Source organism: Wolbachia endosymbiont (group A) of Machimus atricapillus (assembly GCF_964027095.1).
In the GTDB taxonomy this organism is placed as follows: Bacteria; Pseudomonadota; Alphaproteobacteria; order Rickettsiales; family Anaplasmataceae; genus Wolbachia.
In genome coordinates this window covers 1,119,028-1,139,024 of sequence record NZ_OZ034727.1, presented here as the reverse complement: position 1 = coordinate 1,139,024, position 19,997 = coordinate 1,119,028, and the positions used below count along the sequence as shown (strand labels likewise).

Below are 19,997 nucleotides of genomic sequence, written 5' to 3'. Positions count from 1 at the left end.
AGTAACATTTTTAAATAATTGATATTATGCTAATCACTAATCCAGCAATATTGCTAAGCACCACAAAAATTGAGCTCTGGTAAAGACCATAGCCAATCCAAGACAATGAACAAATAAGATAGTTTACTAACATTAGCATCGATACATCACGAGTAACTTTAGTGATATATGCTTTATATACTTGAGGTGATAATCCAATTAGAGATGCAATTAACGCAATGAAGCCGAAGCATTCTTCAATATTTATATACATATATTTTCCTACGCTTGCTTTAACAATATCAGGTTCAAAGGGTTGTACTTTATGTACTCTCAGCTTTTCTAGAGCACCCCTAATGCGTGTAATTTATAACATCATTTAGTCTATTAATCAAGAAATTAATAGTGACTTGCATTCATGAAACCCAATCGGCTTCTATGCTAATTATTATCCAAACTAATCGTCGGTTGTGCATCTTGCTCAGAGATTAGGGCAACCAACAAATTATTTATCAATTGAACCTTTTGCTTGCCATCTAATTGTAAGCTTTTGTTTTTTTCAAAATGAGCTATTACTTCCTCGACAATTCCTATTGCATTTTGCACTATATGCCTTCTTGCCGAAGTGATAGCATGTGCTTGTTGACGCCTTAACATTGCTTGTGCAATCTCGGACGAATACGCCAAATGCGATATTCTTGCTTCTGTAATCTCAATTCCTGCAATATCTAATCTTTGTTGTAACATTGACCGCAATTCATCTGAAATTTTATCAGAATTTTTACGTAAAGATTCCTCATCGCTTTCGCTATCATACGGATAATTGCTTGCTAATTCTCTTATTACTGAGTCACTTTGTACAAAAACAAATTCGTGATAGTTGTTAACATTATAATACGCCTTTGCAGGGCTGTTTACTCTCCAAACAATTACTGCAGAAATCTCTATTGGACTTCCATTTGCATCATTCACTTTTATTTTTTCTGTGTTGATATTTTGAAATTTTAGGGAAACTATATATTTGCTTGAAAAGGGAAGCGTTACACATATTCCAGACTTAAAATAAGTTCCAATATAATGACCAAAAAACTCTATCACTCTTGCTTCATTAGGGTCATTAATAAAAAATCCTTGAAGAAAAGTCAAAATTGAAACAGCAGCAACTCCAAGCGCAATTGTGCTGTCATATGCAAAAAAAAGCAGCGATAAAATTAATCCTAGCGCTATTAGTACAGGAAAAAACCGGAGTTGACTTAAATTTCTATCGTTTATCGTATTCTTATCCATATTGTCTTTAAACTTCTTTTTCACTTGAACCCTCTCTGTTGATCGTTTTATTTATCTTATTTACAAATAGTTTAAACTCTCTTAATTCATGATCAGGCAATTTTACTTCAGTTTCATGCGCTATCGTAAGCGGATCGATGTGTTTGCCGTTATATATAACTTCGTAATGTAAATGGGGTCCTGTTGCAACACCAGTGCTACCAACATAGGCAATGACCTGCCCCTGTTTTACTTTAGAGCCTAACTTTATATCGCCACTAAATCTACTTATATGCGCATAACAGGTTGAATATTCATTTTTGTGTTTTATTTTGATGTAATTTCCATAGCCACCATTCTTTCCTATATATTCTACCACACCCTCTGCAGCAGCGTATATGGGAGTGCCAAGCTTAGCTGCATAATCCACTCCTTTGTGAAAAGCAATTTTACCGCGAACAGGATGCTTTCTATTGCCAAATTTTGAGGATATGCGATAATCTCCATTTAAAGGATTTGCAAAAATTTCGCCATTTTTTAAGCTTATTCCTTCTTTATTAAAATACCTTTCTTTGCCGTCTTGCGATTTATAATGATATAAACTAATAGCTTTCTTGTTTATTGTCAGTGAAGCATATAAAATCTTTTCTTCAGTCTTCTGATTACTGAGCGATCTCTCAAAAAGAACCTCCAATTTACTCTTCGGCACAATGTCTTTTTTAAAATCAACACCAAAATCTTTATATATGTTGATCAATTTTACCACTGTATTTGGCGCCAACCCTTCCGTGTCAAAAAAAGAGGATTTTATGTCACTAGATATGAATAACAACTTTCCATCACTTTCTGTCGTCAAAGTAGCTTTTTTTTTTCTGATTCCATGCTGGAATGGCTGTGCAAGATCTGTTGATGTTTCAGTAGCATATGCTGGTAAAATACAAAGCAATACAAATATTACCAGCCTCATAGCTTATCAACAAAAGTAAAATTACCTTCAACATACTGTACATCATCATTATCTTCTAATTCTTCAACCAATGTGGATAATTTATCGATCAACTCTTTATCGCTAATTTCAACTAGATCCTTTGGTTGCCACGAAAGACGAGCAAGTTCTGGTTCTCCGAATTTTGCATAAAAGGCATCGCGTACTTTACCAAAATCTTTTATTTCACAAGTTATAACGTGTAATCCTTCTTTGTCATTTTCCTCAACATTCAATACTTCTAACTCGATCCCATAATTAAATAAATCATCAAAATTCACACCCTCTGCTTTATAGACGATTAAGCCTACATGATCGAAAAGGTAACTAACACTTCCTGTTTCTCCCAAGTTTCCACCCTTGCGAGAAAATATATAACGTACCTCAGAAGCAGTACGGTTGCGGTTATTAGTCAAGGCATGGACAATAAGTGCAGTGCCAGAAGGCCCATGACCTTCATATTGGATTTCCTCATAATTTTCTCCAGCAACGTTACCAGTTGCATTTTTTATTGCTGTTTCTATTTTATCTTTTGGTAGATTTTCCTTGCGTGCAGCAAATATAGCAGAGCGAAGGCGCGGGTTGAGTTCGGGATCGGGTAGCCCTTGCTTTGCAGCAACTGTTATTTCTCTAATCAGCTTCGTAAATTTTTGAGAGCGCTTTGCATCCTGAGTGCCTTTCCGATGTTTTATATTTGAAAATTGTGAATGACCAGCCATATTCAAATAGTTAAAAACCTAATTATATATCAAAGCATAGAAAAAGCTAAAGCAAATTTTCAAGCCTCTGGCTTGGCATCTTGCAGGTTTTCTGCTAATAACATACTTTCATACTGCTCAGCTTCTAAGTCAAGGCCAAGAGCTGAATGGGCTGCTATTAAATAGTTAATAGACTTAGAAAAATATTTAGAATCCTTATAGCTTGCTATATTCTGGAAACGCTTAATTGCTGCTAAATATTCACCACGCCTCAGGTAAAACTTACCGATAGAGTACTCTTTTGTTGATATATGCTCTGTGATCAGCTTTGCTTTTTCCTTCATCTCGTCTACATATTCGCTGCCTGGAAAGAGATTAATGTACTCTGTAGCTAGCTCTAAAGTTTTATATGCAACTTGTTGCCCGAGCTGCACTTTGTTAATTTGCATGTAATAAGATAGTACTCTTAAGTAATACACATATGGCAAATCTTCACCATTTGAATAAACGTATATATAATCATCCATATCACTTGCAGCACTACTGTAGTTACCCATATTATAGTGAGAAACCCCAGATAATAATTTTGCTTTCCTTGCCCAATAAGAGAAAGGGTACAAATCTTCTATCTTTTGAAATGCCCTAATAGCTTGTTTATATTTTTTCTGGTCAAAAAGTTCAACTGCTTCCTCATATAGTTCAGCTTCAGTTTTTTCAAGATCATCCGCATACGATTGTGTAAAGGAGCAAATTAGGAAAATAAAGCACGTGATTAAAGTCTTATACATAAGATTTTTTTCGATCAAAATAAAGTATAGACCTAAATATTACTTAAATAAATAAATTTCTTAGGCAATAGCCGGCCCTTCCTCTTTATAACTACGGTCAGAACTACCTGCATTCCTCGATTTACCTTGTCCTTCCACTTTTGGATCTTTCAGCGTTTTGCTGTAGGAATGTGTAGTTAATATCTGTACAACCATAAAAAGTGCAATACCTATCAAGCCTAAAGTAGGCCCAACAGCAGGATTTAAGGACGATGCTAATGCCATTAACATTATCCTTCTTATTAAAAATATAGAAGAACCAGCAAGCGCCAATCCGGCTACAGACATATTGCTAGTTTTCTTGCTAGATTTTTCATCAAGATTAGATTTTTCTGTTTCCTTTTTCTTATTTTTTTCATGCTCATCAATATAAGAAACAAGAGTTACAAGAAAAGCAATTGCATTGGCAAGAAATAAAATTGCATCCTCTGCTGCTTCAAGTGAAGATGTTTCACCCATTATCATACCTACAATAATCAGTGCAGTTGTTATAGCCTCAATATAGATCAAACACTGACCTATATCAGAAATATTGTGCTCTTTTTCCTTTACTTCCTCTCCATTTTCAATATTCTCCAACTCTCGTTCTTTTTGTGCTATTTTCCTATTATTGTAAATTAAATATAGCGTACAAATAAGAGATAGGACCATAGAAGGTAATATAGTGTGGCTTAGCGCGCCACTTATCACGCCAAGTAATACCTGATCGCTACATATTTTTTCCAGTTCAATAGCCATAAATAATGCAAATGGAACCATTGTTACCAATGATACACATTGTCTATATAGCTCTCTTTTTTTTAGTGTTAATAGCTCTTGTTCTAGCTTCTTCTTTTTTTCTGCTTCTCCTACTTTTAGCATTAATAACTCCTGTTCAAGCTTCTTCTTTTTTTCTGCTTCTTCTTTTAGTGTTAATGACTCTTGTTCTGACCTTTCTTTTTTGACTTCCTTATCAACTGTCAGCCAAAAATCCCCAAAAAAATCTTCAGGAGAAAACGTAGTCTTAAAGTTATCAGTCATATAAACCCTATTAACTAATATATTATACAGGATTTTAACTATTCAGTCAATATTATGAAAGTATTAACTACTTTTGTATATTAACTGTTTCTCAAGAAATTCAGTCAACCTGTTTGATGCCGGCTAGGATATAATTATAGCCTGACCACATAGTTATAATAGCTGCAACCCATAAACAAATTGCACCTATATATTGAGTTGTGTCGTAATCATTCATTATTAGCGCTACTACAGCAACCATCTGCAAAAATGTTTTAATTTTGCCAGCTTTGCTTACAGGTAGACTAACATTTATAGCTATAAGGAACTCCCGTAAACCCGAAACTAATATTTCCCTACAGATGATGATAATCGATGGTACTATTGTAAAATCATTTATCTTCTGCTTATAAACTAGCATAATTATCGTTGAAACCACTATTAATTTATCAGCAATTGGATCAAATAGCTTGCCAAACTTTGATTGGACTTTCCACGCACGCGCCAAGTAACCATCAAAAAAATCCGTAATGCACGCAAACACAAAGATTGATATTGTTATCAGGCCTGCATATTTATTTTCTATATAAAAACTTAATATTATTGCTGGTATTGCAAGTGCACGAGAAATTGTAAGCAAATTAGGCACGTTTTTCTTAAGCATGTAATATCATCTTACGTAATAGGTAAACTTATACAGAAGTACAACAGAGTTCACAAGCTAATAGTTTACAATTGAACATTTATAAAAACTCCATATACTTAAAAATTACAAGCTTAAAATATAAGAATGAACGATGATTTAGATAATACCACAAAACAAGAGGCACTTAAGTATCACAGTAGAGGTGGTAACCCTGGTAAAATTTCAATCATGCCAACAAAACCTTTATCTACCCAGTATGATTTGTCACTTGCTTATTCTCCTGGCGTTGCAGCTCCGTGCCTTGAAATAGCTAAAAATCCTGAGGTTGTTTATGATTATACGGCAAAAAGCAATTTTGTAGCTGTCATTTCAAATGGCACTGCAGTGCTTGGGCTTGGTAATATCGGTCCTCTTGCTGCAAAACCTGTCATGGAAGGCAAAGCTGTTTTATTTAAGCGTTTTGCTGATATTGATGCAGTTGATATAGAAGTTGGTACAGAAAATATAGAAGATTTCATCAATGCAGTAAGGTACCTTGGGCCAAGTTGGGGGGGGATAAATTTAGAGGATATAAGATCTCCCGATTGTTTTATAATAGAGAAACGTCTGAATGAACTGATGGATATTCCAGTGTTCCATGATGACCAGCATGGAACTGCAGTGGTTGTTGCAGCTGGTATAGAAAATGCTCTTGATATTGTCGGAAAGAAATTAGAGGACGTTAAGATCATTATGAATGGTGCTGGAGCAGCCGGTATTGCATGTTTAGAAATACTAAAGTCCATGGGCGCTAAAAATATAGTGCTGTGTGATAAGCAAGGAGTAATATACAAAGGTAGAAACGAGGACATGAATGAGTGGAAGGAAAAATATGCAATTGATACTTCCGAACGTTCTCTACTTGATACAATAAAAGGCGCTGATGTATTCATCGGATTATCTGCAAAAGATGTGTTAAATGAAGAGATGTTAAAGAGTATGGGCAAAGACCCGATTATTTTCGCTCTCGCCAACCCCGATCCAGAAGTAAGGTCTGAGTTTGCAAAATCTGTGAGGCCAGATGCAATAATCGCAACTGGCAGGTCAGATTACAACAATCAAGTCAACAACGTAATGGGATTTCCTTATATATTCAGAGGAGCGCTTGATGTACATGCAACAACAATAAATGATGAGATGAAAATTGCAGCTGCAGATGCAATAGCAAAGCTTGCCCGTGAGCCAGTGTCTGACGAGATATCTGCAGCCTATGGCGGTCGTAAAATGAGCTATGGACGTGAATATATAATACCTACTCCATTTGACCCAAGATTAATTTCTATAGTATCTCCTGCTGTTGCAAAAGCCGCAGTTGATTCAGGTATTGCAAGAAAGGCAATACAAGATTGGAGTAAATATGAAAATCAATTGAAATCTCGCCTTGCTAGTACACTTAACACGCTGAATCTACTGTCTTCACAATATTAGTAACCATATAATCAATAATTCAATTGCACCCAGTCGTTTTAGATTTATAATGAAAGTATTGTAATTTAAAGCAAATCAATGACTATTGCAATTCACGAATTAGAAAGTATCATCAAACAATCGTTCCCCGACGCTGATATAAAGGTTCAGGACCTTGCTGGAGATGATGATCATTATCATTTAAAAATAACCTCCAAGCGCTTTCTTGGAAAGACAAAAATAGAACAGCATAAAATGGTATATAAAGCTCTGGAAGGTCAGTCTATACACGCCTTGCAACTGGAAACTAATACTTAAAAATAAGGTGAATTTATGAGCAGTTTTGAACAAATAAAAAAAGATATAGCGGAAAATGATGTGGTGTTGTACATGAAAGGCACTTCTGATTTTCCTCAATGCGGATTCTCTGGACTCGTCGTGTCAATCCTAAAAAAATTGAACGTGAAGTTTAAGTATATTAACGTGTTGGAGAATGATGAAATACGTGAATCTATAAAAAAGTTTTCTGATTGGCCAACAATTCCACAATTATATATAAAGGAAGAGTTTATCGGTGGTTGCGACATCACTCGCGAGATGTACGAAAAAGGCGAACTGCAAAATTTATTGAAGGAAAAAAAAATTATTGCGGAATAAGTACCAAGAAACCAGTGCCCAGACGCTGGGATTGGTATAACGTAGTATAAGCTATGAAAAAGGATCTTATGTCTTAAACCTTATCACCAGGCTTAACAAATAGGTGGCCCAATACTATTAACTTTATGGGTTTACCTTCGTTATTTGCTACTATCCAAACCCCATCGCTCTCATGATCAACAATTTCTATTGGTACAAATATTACATAATTATTGTCATCAACAATCTTTATTCCAAGAGCACCCTCGTCACTTAAGCTCAGGGCTGAAGAAGGAACTTTATATGCAAATCTTTCGCCTGAAGGTAGTCTTACGTTGGCAGTTAGTCCCTGCAAGGATATCATTTTATTATTAATTACCTTTACCTCTACCCTATAAGACCCAGTTTTAGGCTCAGCAATTTTACTAATAAAACTTACTTCACCTGCCAATTCTTTTCCGTCCAGTAAACTAATTTGAGCTGTGCTGCCTAGCTCTATTTTATTTACTTCATTTTCCGAAACGTATAACACCACAAGAATTTGATCGAAATCAACCACGTCAGCTATTTTTTGCCCAGCATTAACAAAATCCCCTTCGTTTGCATTGATTTTATCAATATAACCATCTATAGGAGATTTGACTGCAGTATTTTCTAAATCCAATTCTAGCCTTTTTAGGTCAGCTTTTGCACTTTGTAACGCAGTAAAAGCTGCTTCTACTTGTATTTGTGCTCCATAGCCTGTTTTATTCAGTTTGTGAGAGGAATCATACTCAATTTCACGCTGCTTTAATAAAGCTTTGGCTTTCTGAGATTGCTCAATCCTGTCATAATCTTCTATCTTTAACACTACATCATCTCTTTTTACCTTTTCACCATCAGGTAAATAAATAGCAATAATCTTACCACTTATTTTTGAGACAAGGCTAGCTCTATGTAAGGGATTTACTGTACCAGAAAAATTTAAATATATAGTGCGGTTTTGCGGCGCACATTCTTGAGTTTTTACTGAAAAGCTACTAGTTGCATTATCACTATGAACCGCCTGATCTTTTTTTAAAAATGCACTGCTGATAAAAAACAGTAGAATAAAAGCAATACTAGAAATGATGATTACTTTATTTCTCATCTTTAAACAATAGAATTTGTTGACTAATTTTGTTAGAAACAACTGCATAAATTTTCGAATCAAAAATGTAAGTATAATACATGCACCATTGTCACTCCATAAATAGTTTTATATGAGAACAAACACAAGATTTTCCTACAATAAGTAAGTTTTTTATTGCTAAGAGGCAGTATAAATTCCGTTAAAAAGCAGCAGAATGACAAACAACCTAAAAATAATTAACTGTAGCAGCCTACTTTTCAATAAACTCCATTTGCATTTCTTGTATATTACTTTCTATTTGCTCTATTTGTTCTATCAACCTTTCCTCTAAGTCAAGATTACCGCTCAGCCTCGCTTCGGTTCTTTCTTTTCGTAACGCATTTAATTCTTTTAGTAACACTATATTATTCCACACAATTTCTGCAGATTTTCTCTCGTTCAGTTGGCTATTTAGTACACTAGTTTTTTCAAATACATACTTTATAACGTCAAACTGTTTCAATTCTTGTAACAAAGCCTCTTTACCAAGTTTGCTTTTGTTACTTATTACATCAATTACACGCTGTTGTAATCTTTTCATCTCATTAGTAAATTCAAAATGAGAAAATTGCTCAAAAAATATAGGACGGTTCAAGATTTCAGGAAATTCTACGGCTATACGCAAAATTATGGCCTGATTTTGCTCTGCCTCAATTAGCTCTGGAGATTTGTTATGAAGATACTCACCTTTTGTTGCTCTAGTTTTACTATTAAAAATCTGTTTTTTGAAGCTACTTCTTAGTTCACTAGCCTTATTGTAAAAATAATCTCTATAATACCTTCTAATACTGCTGTTGCTAATAGTATTTACATATTCCATGAACTTGTGCTCAAGAATTGAATATTTTTCCGGAGCAAGTTTTTCATAATTTTGAAAGTTGCTATCGATTATGTGACGCCATAAATATTCAGAATGCAGTTTTGTTGAATGGTCAAGAGCAGTCAACACGTCTTCTTTCTTGTATGCCAGTTCGTTACATATATCGTATGGATCTTTATTACTCGGCAAAGTCACAAACTTTAACGTGTATCCAGGCTCTAATATTGGCAGAGCAAGTTCCGCAACTCGTGTAGCAGCACGATATCCGGCATTATCGCCATCCATACAGATGGAGATTTCTTTAGCAAATCTCCACAGGTTTTTTATCTGTTCTGCAGAAATTGCGGTACCAAGTGGAGCAACTGCATTACTAATTCCCGCTTGATGTAGCGCTATAGTGTCCATATATCCTTCAACAACAAATATGTGCTGTTTTTTACGTATTTCGCTTAAAGCAAAGTTTAATCCGTATAAATTCTCCCTCTTCTTGAAGAGCTGACTCTCTGGGCTATTTAAATATTTTGGCTGTTGCTCAGAACTCAGCGCACGTCCGCCAAAACCAATAACTCTTCCTGCAATGTTGTATATAGGAAATATCAGCCGGTCATAAAAATAATCATGAAAATTTTTGTTTACTAATCCAATATCAATTAAAATTTTGTCTTCAATACCTGAAGAGTTTAAATACTCTTTCAAACCAGAGCTTGGTGCATAACCTATCTTAAATTTATCTATGATTTCAGGTAAAATCTTGCGCTGCTTTAAATAATCTACAATGCCCTGATTTTTTTGTGCAAACCAATTTGCAGCTAAATCAAGCGCTAAAAATAGTTTATTGTCCCCTTTTGTAATACTAAGACTTTTGGGCAGTTCAACACCTGTAACCGATGCTAATCTTTCCAATGCTTCTTTAAAGCTTAATCCTTCAGTTTGTGAAATAAATTCAAATGCATCACCACTAGCTGAACAACCAAAACAGTAATATAACCCCTTAGTATTGCTCACCGAAAAAGATGGGGTTTTTTCGTTATGAAATGGACAGAGCCCAACAAAACTATCTCCTCTTTTTATTAGCCTGACTTTTTTACCTACTATGTCAGATAATAATAATTTTGATTTTATAATATCTATGTGATCCATCTTATTGAATTAGTAGTAGGATAAAAATTATATAGAATTTATACACATCTGACTCGAAATTTATTTCAAGCTTTAGGACTCCCGAAAGATCAGGAGTATTAAAACGGCTTGACAGAAAGATCAAAATAAATTACCCATATAAATATCCTTAAGTTATGCAAGATCAACTTTTTATATGTCAGATATAATATCAATTGCCTCAGATCATGCTGGTTATGAATTAAAATCAGAAATAAAATCCTACCTGGAAACCCTGGGTTACACAGCGGTAGATCAAGGCTGCACTGCTAAGCAAAAGTGTGTAGATTACCCAGACTATGCTGTTAAAGTTGTAGAAGATATAACAAGCAAAAAAGCAAATTATGGGATATTAATTTGTGGTACAGGTTTGGGCATGAGTACTGTGGCAAATCGTTTTGAAGGAATCTACGCTGCTTTATGTAACAGTGTTGAGATCGCAAAATTAGCTCGCGAGCATGGCAACGCAAATGTACTGTGTCTTGGTGCAGGGTTTACTGCGAGTGGATTAGCAAAAGACATAGTCAAACAATTCCTCGAAACAGAATTTTCAAAAGAAAGCAGACATAAAAAACGCCTTGATAAACTCAGTAATATAGCCTCTAAGAAAAAAAAAACAAAAACTTATAACGAAGATGAAATATCAAAATTCGCTAAAATGGCAGGCCAGTGGTGGGATGAGAACGGCAAATTCAAACCATTGCACATGATGAATCCTGTTAGAGTATCTTACATTATTGAGAAAATAAAAGAGTTAAAAAAATGCAATTTGAAAGAATTATCATTGCTTGATGTTGGATGCGGTGGTGGCATTTTGTCAGAGTCAATGGCACGCGTTGGCATTAACGTTGTGGGAATAGATGTATGTGAAGAAAACATCAAAGTGGCACAGTCACATGCGAAAAAAGTAGGGCTTAATGTAGAATATATGCACACCAGCATTGAAGAGCTAAGCAATGACAAGAAGTACGACGTGGTTCTGCTGATGGAAGTAGTCGAGCATGTAGATAATTTAGAATTCTTTATGAGAAGAGCAATAGAATTGCTGAAACCAGAAGGGCTAATCTTTATATCCACAATAAATAGAACTATCAAATCCTTCTGTCTTGCAATAGTCGGCGCAGAGTACATATTAAATTGGCTGCCTAAGGGTACGCATAATTGGAATAAATTTCTCAAGCCGTCAGAAATTGCAAATCACTTAAGAGAAAATAATGTAACGCTGCAAAACATGGCTGGCATGGAGTACAACGTAATAAAGCGTGAGTGGAATTTAACTAAAGGTGTGGATATTAATTATATACTTTGTGGTTTGATGAGTAGTTAGATTTAACTCTATAAAAGCACCATTTTCACTTCCAATACTTTGAAGGATCTTGGCCAGCTTTTATACAGTAGCCTTTATTAGTTAGCGCCCAACCGCGACGACAAGAATAACTTGTACCTACACGTTCATATCCAGGAGCAGCAACACACTTTCCTTGAACCAACGTTTGACCTTTATAAGGACAACGAACCGGCATTTGATCTTCAAGAAAATTACAAACGTTTTTTTCTGTTATCGCTGTTGCAATTTTAGGTGCACCAAAAAACACAGCAACAAACATACCAAGTGAGAAAAGTGAAGGCCAAGGCATTCTTCCAAATATTGCAAGCAAGCTTGTACCAATTACTACTACTGTAATCATTGGTCCACCTATTCCATGAACGTAACCTATTACATTACACATTACATCTGTTGCTCCATCAGCGTGTGCATCAAATGCATAGAAAACTATAAATAGAATTACAAGAAAATTTCCCATTGTTCTTTCAATAATCATACCTGATTGTTTCTTATTTTAATAAAATTTCAGTAAATAGCTTTTTTCAAAAATTATGCTTAACCCAATCAATATTTATTTATTACTGCCTTTTTAATACTATAATTAACTCAGTTGATTTTTATCAAAATGCTAAACCATGGATCGATTTGAGAGTTTTTACATCACCACGCCAATATATTACGTAAACGATAAGCCGCATATCGGTCATGCATACACTTCTCTCTTGTGTGACGTGGTGGCAAGGTTCATGAAACTAGCTGGGAAAAATGTCAAATTTACCACCGGTACAGATGAACATGGACAAAAAATAGAAAAAGCAGCTAAAGCAAAGGAAATGCAGCCAAAAGAATTTACAGATGAAGTGAGTGTTTCATTTAAAGAATTAGCTAAGTTCATGAATTTTGAGTATGACGATTTTATTCGCACTACGGAGGAACGTCATGAAAAAGCAGTGGTAGCTTTATGGAATAGGCTTGAAGAGAGAGGACAAATATATTTGGATTCCTATTCGGGTTGGTATTCAGTTCGTGATGAAGCATTTTATCAGGAATCAGAGCTGATAGATGGCAAAGCACCAACAGGTGCTGAGGTTGAATGGGTAAAAGAAGAGAGCTACTTTTTTCGTTTGTCGAATTGGCAGGATAAATTACTAGAACTATATGAAAATCAGCCAAATTTTATCTTTCCTGAGAGCAGAAAAAATGAAGTGGTATCGTTTGTAAGATCAGGGCTCATTGACCTCTCAATCTCTCGCACTAGTTTTAACTGGGGAATAAAAGTACCAGGTAATGACAAACACGTAATCTATGTCTGGATAGATGCATTAACCAATTATCTTACATCAATAGGTTTCCCTAGTACTGAAGGTGAAGAATATAAGAAGTTTTGGGCAGAACCAGAAATACAGATTCCAGTGTCAAGCACTGCAAACCTAGCTGACAACTCTTTCAACGTTCATGTAATCGGCAAAGACATATTGCGCTTTCATGCTGTGTATTGGCCAGCGATTCTCCTTGCAGCAGATTTGCCACTGCCAAAACAAATTGCAGTTCATGGTTGGTGGCTAAACGAAGGAGAAAAAATATCCAAGTCTCTTGGTAATGTCATAGATCCAATTGGCCTCGCTCAAGAGTTTGGTGTTGATCAACTACGCTATTTTCTCCTTCGAGAAGCAAGTTTTGGCCAGGATGGCAACTTTAGTAAGAAAAACATGATCAGCCGCATAAACTCAGAACTTGCAAACAATATAGGCAATTTAGTACAAAGAACAATTTCATTTTTACACAAGCAATGTTCTGGAATTGTACCAACAATCGATCAAAGCCTACTTAAAGGTGAAGAAAGTCTTCCAGGTTGCAAAGCTATACTCGATCAGGTGATGAATCACCTATCAAAGTATGAGTTTAACCATATCATACTTCTAATCATCAACATCTCTTCTGAAGCCAATGCTTATATAGATAAAAGTGCACCCTGGACACTAAGCAAAACTGACAGAGAGCGCATGAACTTAGTAATTTATAAGCTACTGGAATACATCAGGATAATTGGCACTTTATTGCAGCCAATTGTCCCGAGGTCAGCGGAAATGATACTCGATCAATTGCAAATTCCGAAAGAGCAACGAGGTTTAAAATCTTTGTGCGATACGTGCGTAAGTTCAGGCATTACGCTGCCTAAACCTACGCCGGTTTTTTTGAGGGTTGATGTTTAACTAAGGAAGCATTCAGGTAGCAACACATCATATTTATTACTTGTTGTAACTGTATACACTATAGGTTGTTCTACTCGTGCTTGTTTTCTTTTTCTTCTTGCGGCTCCACTCCTTTTATTTTTACCGCCTTCTTCCGTATTGTTTATGCTGTTGTCCCTTTGAAGATTTGGCTTTTGGTCTGCTTGCTCTTCTGGCTTTTGAGCTTCTTTATTTACAACCTCTTCTTGTGGTACATTAGCCAAGGTGTTTTTATGTTGAGCATGCAACAGATCAGTACCTAGTGCACATTATAAACATTCTTACTATAAATACTTTGTACCCCACTTCAAAAGCTGGTAAACTTTCCTTTTACTGACTCACATAAATCAGAAATTCTTGACGGAACTTTTGCTTTACTGTTTTCATCTCACTGCTCTTTCAGGCTAGAAGTCTCAGTATCTTTTTCACCACCAGATTCTGCATCATAAAATATCTCCTGATCCTCAGAAAGACTCATTAAATACCTTTTAGCAGCATCAATACTTAAATGATCAGGTTGCTTAGGAACGTCGTTATCAATATTTAAATAATCCAAACTATTAGCTCGTTGCTTTTGCTCACTGGAAGAAACTGCAAGATCTAAGTAATCCAAACTAGTTAGTTCTTGCATACTAGGTTTAGATCCATCTTCACGCTTAAACTGCTCTTCCGAACTAGAAACCTTAGTACCATGAAATCTACTGTACAAGCTGCTTCCAACGCTGTTAAGTGCTCCTTTTGTATACTCAACTGATGTACCATAAACATTTTTTAATTTATTTCCAGCACATTAAATTTCCCTTTTACATACTCAACTGATGTGCCATAAGCATTTTTCGCACTACCTACGACATTTTTTAAGTCATTCGCAACATCACTACGGCGCTGCTTAATAGTACTATGAACGCGCCCACTACTGTAGGCTTCTGCTACATATGCAAATACTTCTTGAGATGCTTCTTTGATATTCTTCATTGCTTGCGGAACAAAAGTTTTCTTGTGTTTAAGTTCTTCTATTTCTTTTTTTTGATTATCAATCTCCTCATTTTTTTTATTAATTTCAATTTTTTGCTTAGAATTTTCCTCCTCTTTAGCTTTTACTTCCGCTTCTTTTTTAGTCAGTTGGTCATTTTGCCCAGAAATTGTTTGCTTTTGAGCCTGTACTTTATCTTCTTCTTTAGCTAGTTGAGCATCTTTTTTAGATATTTCTTCTACTTTCTCAGTCAGTTGAACATCTTTCTCAGAAATAGTTTTATTCTTACTAATTGCTTTATACGAAAGTGCCATAGCTACAGCAGAAAATACAGCACCACCAATAATAAATGGCAGGCCAACACTTAATGCTGCAACAGGAGCTAAGAAACCAATATAAGGAGCTGCAGCAAACACTCCAGATGCTAATAAAGTTAAAGCAGCCAGAGTTCCAGCTATATAATAGGGTAAATTGTTTTTACTCATATGATTATTCCTCACGTATTGTAAAATATAATACCATATAAAAGGATTTAAAGGAAGTTGTCAAGCTAACTTTTTACATAAAAAAACAATTGATGAACTTGGGAACAAGAAGATTGCTGCCAAGCTACACACTATGCCTCTCCGTGTAATCTTTAAACGAACCTCTGTTAGAGTCAAAATATAGCTTCACACTGCCAATTGGCCCATTTCTCTGCTTTGCAATAACAAGCTCTGCAATATTTCTAATTTTTTCCATTTTTTCTTGCCACTCTCGATGTTTATTGCTTCCTTCACTTGGTTGCTTTCTCAATTCATAATATTCCTCTCTATAGAGGAACATCACTATATCTGCATCCTGCTCTATGCTTCCTGAATCACGCAAATCAGAAAGTTGTGGTTTTTTGTCGTCTCTCTGCTCAACAGAACGAGAGAGCTGAGATAGTGCAACAACGGGAATATTCAGCTCTTTTGCAATTGCTTTCAAACCCTGCGTCACTTCCGAGATTTCTTGTACTCTATTTTCATTACTTCTTTTTGTTGTTCCTCTGATTAGCTGCAAATAATCAATGAATACCACTTCTACATTATATAATTGATACAGCAAGCGTATTCTGGTGCGAAGGGCACTAATTGATAGCGCAGGGGTGTCATCTATGATGAAAGGCAGTTCAGATAATTCTGTACTAGCATTGATAAATTCATGCAATTCAAAATCACTAATTCTCCCGGTTAATGCCTTATAATAACTAATCCCTGAATCTATAGTGATCAGCCTTGCGGTTAATTGTTCTGCTGACATTTCAAGTGAGAAAAACGCTACATAATGTTGTTTATCTGCTCTTTTTTGCAACATCTTACAAGCATTAAGTGCGATGTTTAGCGCCAGTGCTGTTTTACCCATAGAAGGCCTTGCAGCTAAAATTAATAAATCAGATTTTTGTAGGCCACCAAGAAGCTGATTTAGATCTTGAAGTCCGGTTGTAACGCCCAGCGCTTCTGGATTATTTTTCAGTGTGCTGATCTTCTCAACTACGTCTTTAATTGAACTTGCAAGTTTTATATATGTTTTCTCACCTTGTTTTTTTACTGCTAAGTTGAACAATTTTGTCATTGCTTGTTCAATTTGCGCCTGTGCAGGATTTTCAATATCGTAGTTGTAGCTATCACCAACTATTTCTTGCCCGAGCTTAATTAAACATCTCCTTAAGTAAGTATCACGGATTATTCTAGTCAAACTATAGATATCAAGTGCAATACTTGCCTTTGCTGCAAGCTTTGCTAAGTACTCTACCCCACCACACTCGGTAAACGCTTGGTCGTTCTCAAAAAACATTTTGAGGCTTAGTTCATTGGCAACTATACCGTGTTTCCTGGTTTTGGATATCTGCGTAAAAATACTTTGATGTAATGGATCATAGAAATTTTCTGCTGTGATTGTGTCTTCAACTGCATCACAGATTCTATTATCACGAATCATTGCACCAATAAGCATCTGTTCAGCTTCTAAATTATGCGGTAATTTACATATTTCCTTATCTACACTTCTTGAACTGAGGAGACTAGCTAATTCATTCATTTTAAGTTTTGAGAGTAACTGTTGATTATTGTAGAATATTTAGTCCTCATTTGAAAGACATATAAAATTTGACTAATTCCGTGTTGCCTATAGCATTAAAACTTAATGCCCCTGTGGTGGAATGGTAGACACGGCAGACTCAAAATCTGTTGCTTGCAAAAGCATGCTGGTTCAAGTCCGGCCAGGGGCACGTTAAATATTGGAAAGTATATATATGTTACATAAATTTTTTAATCGTTTATTTTCTATTTTTTCTTCTATAAATGTTATTCAAAAGGTAAAGAAAGATGAAAATGGGATATGTTATGTAACAGGACTTAGGCGCTATATATCAGTATTGCTTGATTTGATTATTATCGTTTTGTTCTTGCAGTTTTGCAGCCAAGCCTTAAATAAGCTCTTTATGAACTCAGAGGATAGCAAAATATTAAGTCAAATTGCTGCAAAATACCAAATGCAAGCGCCACTGTCTGCAGAAGAAAAGACAACGCAGAGTAGACTTATAAAATTACAAATCCTAAATCAAATAGTCCAATGCATTATGCTCTTTTGCTATGTAACATATATGTGGGTAAGGTTTGCTGCTACACCTGGAAAACTATTACTTGGGCTTAGAGTTGTGGATGCACAAACTTTCGAAAAGATGACCCTAAGACAAGCAACAAAGAGATTTTTTTCCTTTATATTGTCAGCTGCACCATTATTCTTGGGCTTTTTATGGTCAAATTTCAACAAACGCTGTCAAACTTGGCACGACAAGATCGCAGGCACAGTGGTTGTCACGAGTAAAAGCCTTAGAAGGCAGAACTAAAAACTAAAGAGCTCAAATGAAAGAAGGTAAACTCTACAGTATACATTTAGTAGCGCTTTCTATGAGAGAAATCGTATTATCTATTCCATAAAGCTTTATGAAAGATCCCATTCTTGGACCGGTTTTTTGGCCAAGTAACGTTTCATATAATAGCTGAAACCAGTCACGTAAGTTGGTATAATCATATTTTTTTCCAATAGAAAATACCTGAGATTGAATTTCTTCAGCAGTAACAGTTGTAGATAGAGAGTGTAAAGTGTCCTTCAAATCTAGTAACGCTTCTTTCTCTTTTGCATTTGGAGTTTTATATGATTTTGTTGGTTTGATAAAATCGTGGTAATACTTTACTGCAAAGTCTGAAAGTCTATCAAGCATTTTATTATTTTCTGGTGTGACGCTTGGTGCATAAGTGGATATAAAACCCCAGAGAATCTCTTTGTTTTCAGCGTTACAAGCCGCCGCTAGGTTTAAAAGTAGCGTAAAATTTATACCTGAAGTTTCTATACTGGGAACTTCACCTTGATGAATATGCCATGCAGGATTATTTATATCTTTTTCTTTACTCTCATTATAGCACCTTACAAACTCTAGATACTCATCGGTTGATTTTGGTATCACATCAAAATATAAACGTTTAGCTTTTTTAGGACTCTGAAAAATATACAGTGATAAACTCTCCGTTGGTGCGTAAGTTAGCCACTCTTCAATCGAAATGCCATTTCCTCTTGATTTTGATATTTTCTTTCCTTCTTTATCAAGGAAAAGCTCGTAGCAAAACAGAAGTGGTGGCTTTTCTCCAAGTATTTCACATATTTGACTTGAAAGCACAGCAGATGGAGTTAAATCTTTTCCGTGAGCTTCATAATTTACTCCAAATGCGGCCCACCTCATTCCCCAATCAGGTTTCCATTGCAGTTTACATTTTCCTTTTGTCACTGGAACTTCTATTTTTTCCCCGTTTGGGTCTTCATACGTGATTGTTCCTTTATCTGTATTTGTTTCAATTACTGGAACTTGTAAAACTTGGGAAGTTTTTGGGCATATCGGCAAGAATGGACTGTAAGTCTGCTGCCTTTCTTCCCGAAATGATGGAAGCATTACGTCCATCACTTTATCATAATTTTTCAGCAGGAGTAAAAGTTTTTCATCGTAAACGCCAGATTTATAACACTCTGTTGCACTCCTAAATTCGTATTCAAATTCAAACAAATCAAGAAATTTACACAACAACGAATTCATGTGATGACCATAACTCTCATGAGTGCCAAATGGATCGGGTATCATAGTCAATGGTTTATTTAAGTGCTCCCTTAGCATCTCTTGATTTGGCACATTATCTGGTATTTTTCGCAAACCATCCATATCATCTGAAACTGCAATGATTTTGGTTTTTATACCAGGAGCTATTTTTTTTAATGCATTTACAACAACTGTAGTGCGGAAAACCTCTCCAAAGGTTCCTATGTGGGGTAAACCAGAGGGTCCATAACCAGTTTCAAATATTATTTCTTTTTTATTAGGAAACTCTTGCAATATTTTTTCTGCTTCTTGAAATGGCCAACTTGTCATTATCTGGGTTAAATTATTAATCAATGTATCTTAACTTAAAGTGCTACTAGTTTCAATGGATTTTTAATATAATGATATAGTATTAGTGTTAGAGCTATTATTAGAAGGTTAAAGATATGTCCACAGGTAGTATACAAACAGATCAATTATTTAAAGGTCTTACAAGACCTGCAATGCTCTTTGGTGTGAGTTATATGTTTGCAATATTAAACGTCCTGATTTGCCTGCTAATTTTCATTAATTCAAATGATTTGAGAGTGATTCTTTTAATGTTACCAGGTATACATGGACTTGGCTATATAGCTTCTGCAAAAGAACCTTTGTTTATTGAATTATTTATGGTAAAATTAGGAAAGTGCTCGAAATGTTTAAATCGTTTTTATCATGGAGCCAATTCTTATGATATTGCTTAATG

At 35.4% G+C, this 19,997-nt stretch carries 22 protein-coding genes, 1 tRNA gene and 1 riboswitch; of the genes, 8 read left to right on the top strand and 15 right to left on the bottom strand.

What is annotated here, in order from left to right:
- Positions 1–10: 10 nt before the first annotated feature.
- From AAGD68_RS05575 to pgsA, 7 genes are all read right to left on the bottom strand, one after another.
- Positions 11–253 (bottom strand): SemiSWEET family sugar transporter, encoded by a 243-nt coding sequence (locus AAGD68_RS05575; RefSeq protein WP_253309181.1) that lies wholly within the window; start codon positions 251–253, stop codon positions 11–13.
- Positions 242–344, bottom strand: a riboswitch (TPP riboswitch). (Overlaps the previous gene by 12 nt.)
- Positions 345–420: 76 nt before the next feature.
- Entirely contained in the window at positions 421–1,266 is an 846-nt protein-coding gene (locus tag AAGD68_RS05570) for an SPFH domain-containing protein (RefSeq protein ID WP_264688468.1), read from the bottom strand.
- 7 nt (positions 1,267–1,273) lie between these two features.
- Positions 1,274–2,212, bottom strand: a complete 939-nt coding sequence (locus AAGD68_RS05565; RefSeq protein ID WP_253309180.1) for a M23 family metallopeptidase — start codon at positions 2,210–2,212, stop codon at positions 1,274–1,276.
- A complete protein-coding gene (locus AAGD68_RS05560) occupies positions 2,209–2,949 on the bottom strand; it encodes a YebC/PmpR family DNA-binding transcriptional regulator (RefSeq protein WP_253309949.1) in 741 nt (246 codons plus the stop codon). The genes AAGD68_RS05565 and AAGD68_RS05560 overlap by 4 nt, the downstream gene beginning before the upstream one ends.
- Positions 2,950–3,008: 59 nt before the next feature.
- The gene (locus AAGD68_RS05555) at positions 3,009–3,716 is read right to left on the bottom strand and encodes an outer membrane protein assembly factor BamD (RefSeq protein ID WP_253309179.1); all 708 of its coding nucleotides are present in this window, start codon (positions 3,714–3,716) and stop codon (positions 3,009–3,011) included.
- A 60-nt stretch (positions 3,717–3,776) separates the two neighbouring features.
- Positions 3,777–4,775 (bottom strand): hypothetical protein, encoded by a 999-nt coding sequence (locus AAGD68_RS05550; RefSeq protein WP_253309178.1) that lies wholly within the window; start codon positions 4,773–4,775, stop codon positions 3,777–3,779.
- 100 nt (positions 4,776–4,875) lie between these two features.
- Complete coding sequence (pgsA, locus tag AAGD68_RS05545; RefSeq protein ID WP_253309177.1) at positions 4,876–5,418, bottom strand: CDP-diacylglycerol--glycerol-3-phosphate 3-phosphatidyltransferase; 543 nt, start codon at positions 5,416–5,418, stop codon at positions 4,876–4,878.
- Between the two features lie 126 nt (positions 5,419–5,544).
- Between pgsA and AAGD68_RS05540 the strand changes: the two genes are divergently transcribed.
- From AAGD68_RS05540 to grxD, 3 genes are all read left to right on the top strand, one after another.
- Complete coding sequence (locus AAGD68_RS05540; RefSeq protein WP_265045111.1) at positions 5,545–6,867, top strand: malic enzyme-like NAD(P)-binding protein; 1,323 nt, start codon at positions 5,545–5,547, stop codon at positions 6,865–6,867.
- Positions 6,868–6,945: 78 nt separating this feature from the next.
- Positions 6,946–7,164, top strand: coding sequence for a BolA/IbaG family iron-sulfur metabolism protein (locus AAGD68_RS05535; RefSeq protein WP_341814177.1), 219 nt, complete (start codon positions 6,946–6,948; stop codon positions 7,162–7,164).
- A gap of 15 nt (positions 7,165–7,179) precedes the next feature.
- The gene (gene grxD, locus AAGD68_RS05530; RefSeq protein ID WP_164224629.1) at positions 7,180–7,503 is read left to right on the top strand and encodes a Grx4 family monothiol glutaredoxin; all 324 of its coding nucleotides are present in this window, start codon (positions 7,180–7,182) and stop codon (positions 7,501–7,503) included.
- A gap of 73 nt (positions 7,504–7,576) precedes the next feature.
- Here the strand turns inward: grxD and AAGD68_RS05525 are convergent, their stop codons facing one another.
- Entirely contained in the window at positions 7,577–8,659 is a 1,083-nt protein-coding gene (locus AAGD68_RS05525) for an efflux RND transporter periplasmic adaptor subunit (RefSeq protein ID WP_264687940.1), read from the bottom strand.
- Between the two features lie 184 nt (positions 8,660–8,843).
- Complete coding sequence (dnaG, locus tag AAGD68_RS05520) at positions 8,844–10,592, bottom strand: DNA primase (protein ID WP_264735691.1); 1,749 nt, start codon at positions 10,590–10,592, stop codon at positions 8,844–8,846.
- 175 nt (positions 10,593–10,767) lie between these two features.
- Between dnaG and ubiG the strand changes: the two genes are divergently transcribed.
- The gene (gene ubiG / locus AAGD68_RS05515; RefSeq protein ID WP_341814176.1) at positions 10,768–11,937 is read left to right on the top strand and encodes a bifunctional 2-polyprenyl-6-hydroxyphenol methylase/3-demethylubiquinol 3-O-methyltransferase UbiG; all 1,170 of its coding nucleotides are present in this window, start codon (positions 10,768–10,770) and stop codon (positions 11,935–11,937) included.
- Between the two features lie 25 nt (positions 11,938–11,962).
- Here the strand turns inward: ubiG and AAGD68_RS05510 are convergent, their stop codons facing one another.
- Positions 11,963–12,433 carry a TrbC/VirB2 family protein gene (locus tag AAGD68_RS05510; protein WP_264687938.1) on the bottom strand — a complete coding sequence of 157 codons (471 nt, stop codon included), beginning with the start codon at positions 12,431–12,433 and terminating at the stop codon, positions 11,963–11,965.
- A 139-nt stretch (positions 12,434–12,572) separates the two neighbouring features.
- Here AAGD68_RS05510 and metG point away from each other — a divergent pair, with 139 nt between their 5' ends.
- Positions 12,573–14,150 carry a methionine--tRNA ligase gene (gene metG, locus AAGD68_RS05505; RefSeq protein WP_264687937.1) on the top strand — a complete coding sequence of 526 codons (1,578 nt, stop codon included), beginning with the start codon at positions 12,573–12,575 and terminating at the stop codon, positions 14,148–14,150.
- Here metG and AAGD68_RS05500 read toward each other — a convergent pair.
- From AAGD68_RS05500 to AAGD68_RS05485, 4 genes are all read right to left on the bottom strand, one after another.
- Positions 14,147–14,392, bottom strand: a complete 246-nt coding sequence (locus AAGD68_RS05500) for a hypothetical protein (protein ID WP_341814175.1) — start codon at positions 14,390–14,392, stop codon at positions 14,147–14,149. The two genes, metG and AAGD68_RS05500, sit on opposite strands and share 4 nt — an antisense overlap.
- Positions 14,393–14,556: 164 nt before the next feature.
- Positions 14,557–14,877 carry a hypothetical protein gene (locus tag AAGD68_RS05495; protein ID WP_341814174.1) on the bottom strand — a complete coding sequence of 107 codons (321 nt, stop codon included), beginning with the start codon at positions 14,875–14,877 and terminating at the stop codon, positions 14,557–14,559.
- A 62-nt stretch (positions 14,878–14,939) separates the two neighbouring features.
- The gene (locus AAGD68_RS05490; protein ID WP_341814173.1) at positions 14,940–15,626 is read right to left on the bottom strand and encodes a hypothetical protein; all 687 of its coding nucleotides are present in this window, start codon (positions 15,624–15,626) and stop codon (positions 14,940–14,942) included.
- Positions 15,627–15,750: 124 nt separating this feature from the next.
- Positions 15,751–17,202: a replicative DNA helicase gene (locus AAGD68_RS05485; RefSeq protein ID WP_253309169.1), complete on the bottom strand. Its 1,452-nt coding sequence runs from the start codon at positions 17,200–17,202 to the stop codon at positions 15,751–15,753.
- A 107-nt stretch (positions 17,203–17,309) separates the two neighbouring features.
- On the opposite strand from AAGD68_RS05485, the gene AAGD68_RS05480 reads away from it, so the two are divergent.
- Both AAGD68_RS05480 and AAGD68_RS05475 read left to right on the top strand, forming a co-directional pair.
- Positions 17,310–17,392: transfer RNA gene (locus AAGD68_RS05480), tRNA-Leu, on the top strand.
- Positions 17,393–17,416: 24 nt separating this feature from the next.
- On the top strand, positions 17,417–18,013 hold the full coding sequence (locus AAGD68_RS05475) for an RDD family protein (RefSeq protein ID WP_253309168.1): 597 nt from the start codon (positions 17,417–17,419) through the stop codon (positions 18,011–18,013).
- Between the two features lie 33 nt (positions 18,014–18,046).
- Here the strand turns inward: AAGD68_RS05475 and AAGD68_RS05470 are convergent, their stop codons facing one another.
- A complete protein-coding gene (locus AAGD68_RS05470; protein ID WP_265016662.1) occupies positions 18,047–19,582 on the bottom strand; it encodes a lysine--tRNA ligase in 1,536 nt (511 codons plus the stop codon).
- A 116-nt stretch (positions 19,583–19,698) separates the two neighbouring features.
- Between AAGD68_RS05470 and AAGD68_RS05465 the strand changes: the two genes are divergently transcribed.
- Positions 19,699–19,995: a type IV secretion system protein VirB3 gene (locus tag AAGD68_RS05465; protein ID WP_253307377.1), complete on the top strand. Its 297-nt coding sequence runs from the start codon at positions 19,699–19,701 to the stop codon at positions 19,993–19,995.
- Positions 19,996–19,997 lie beyond the last annotated feature (2 nt).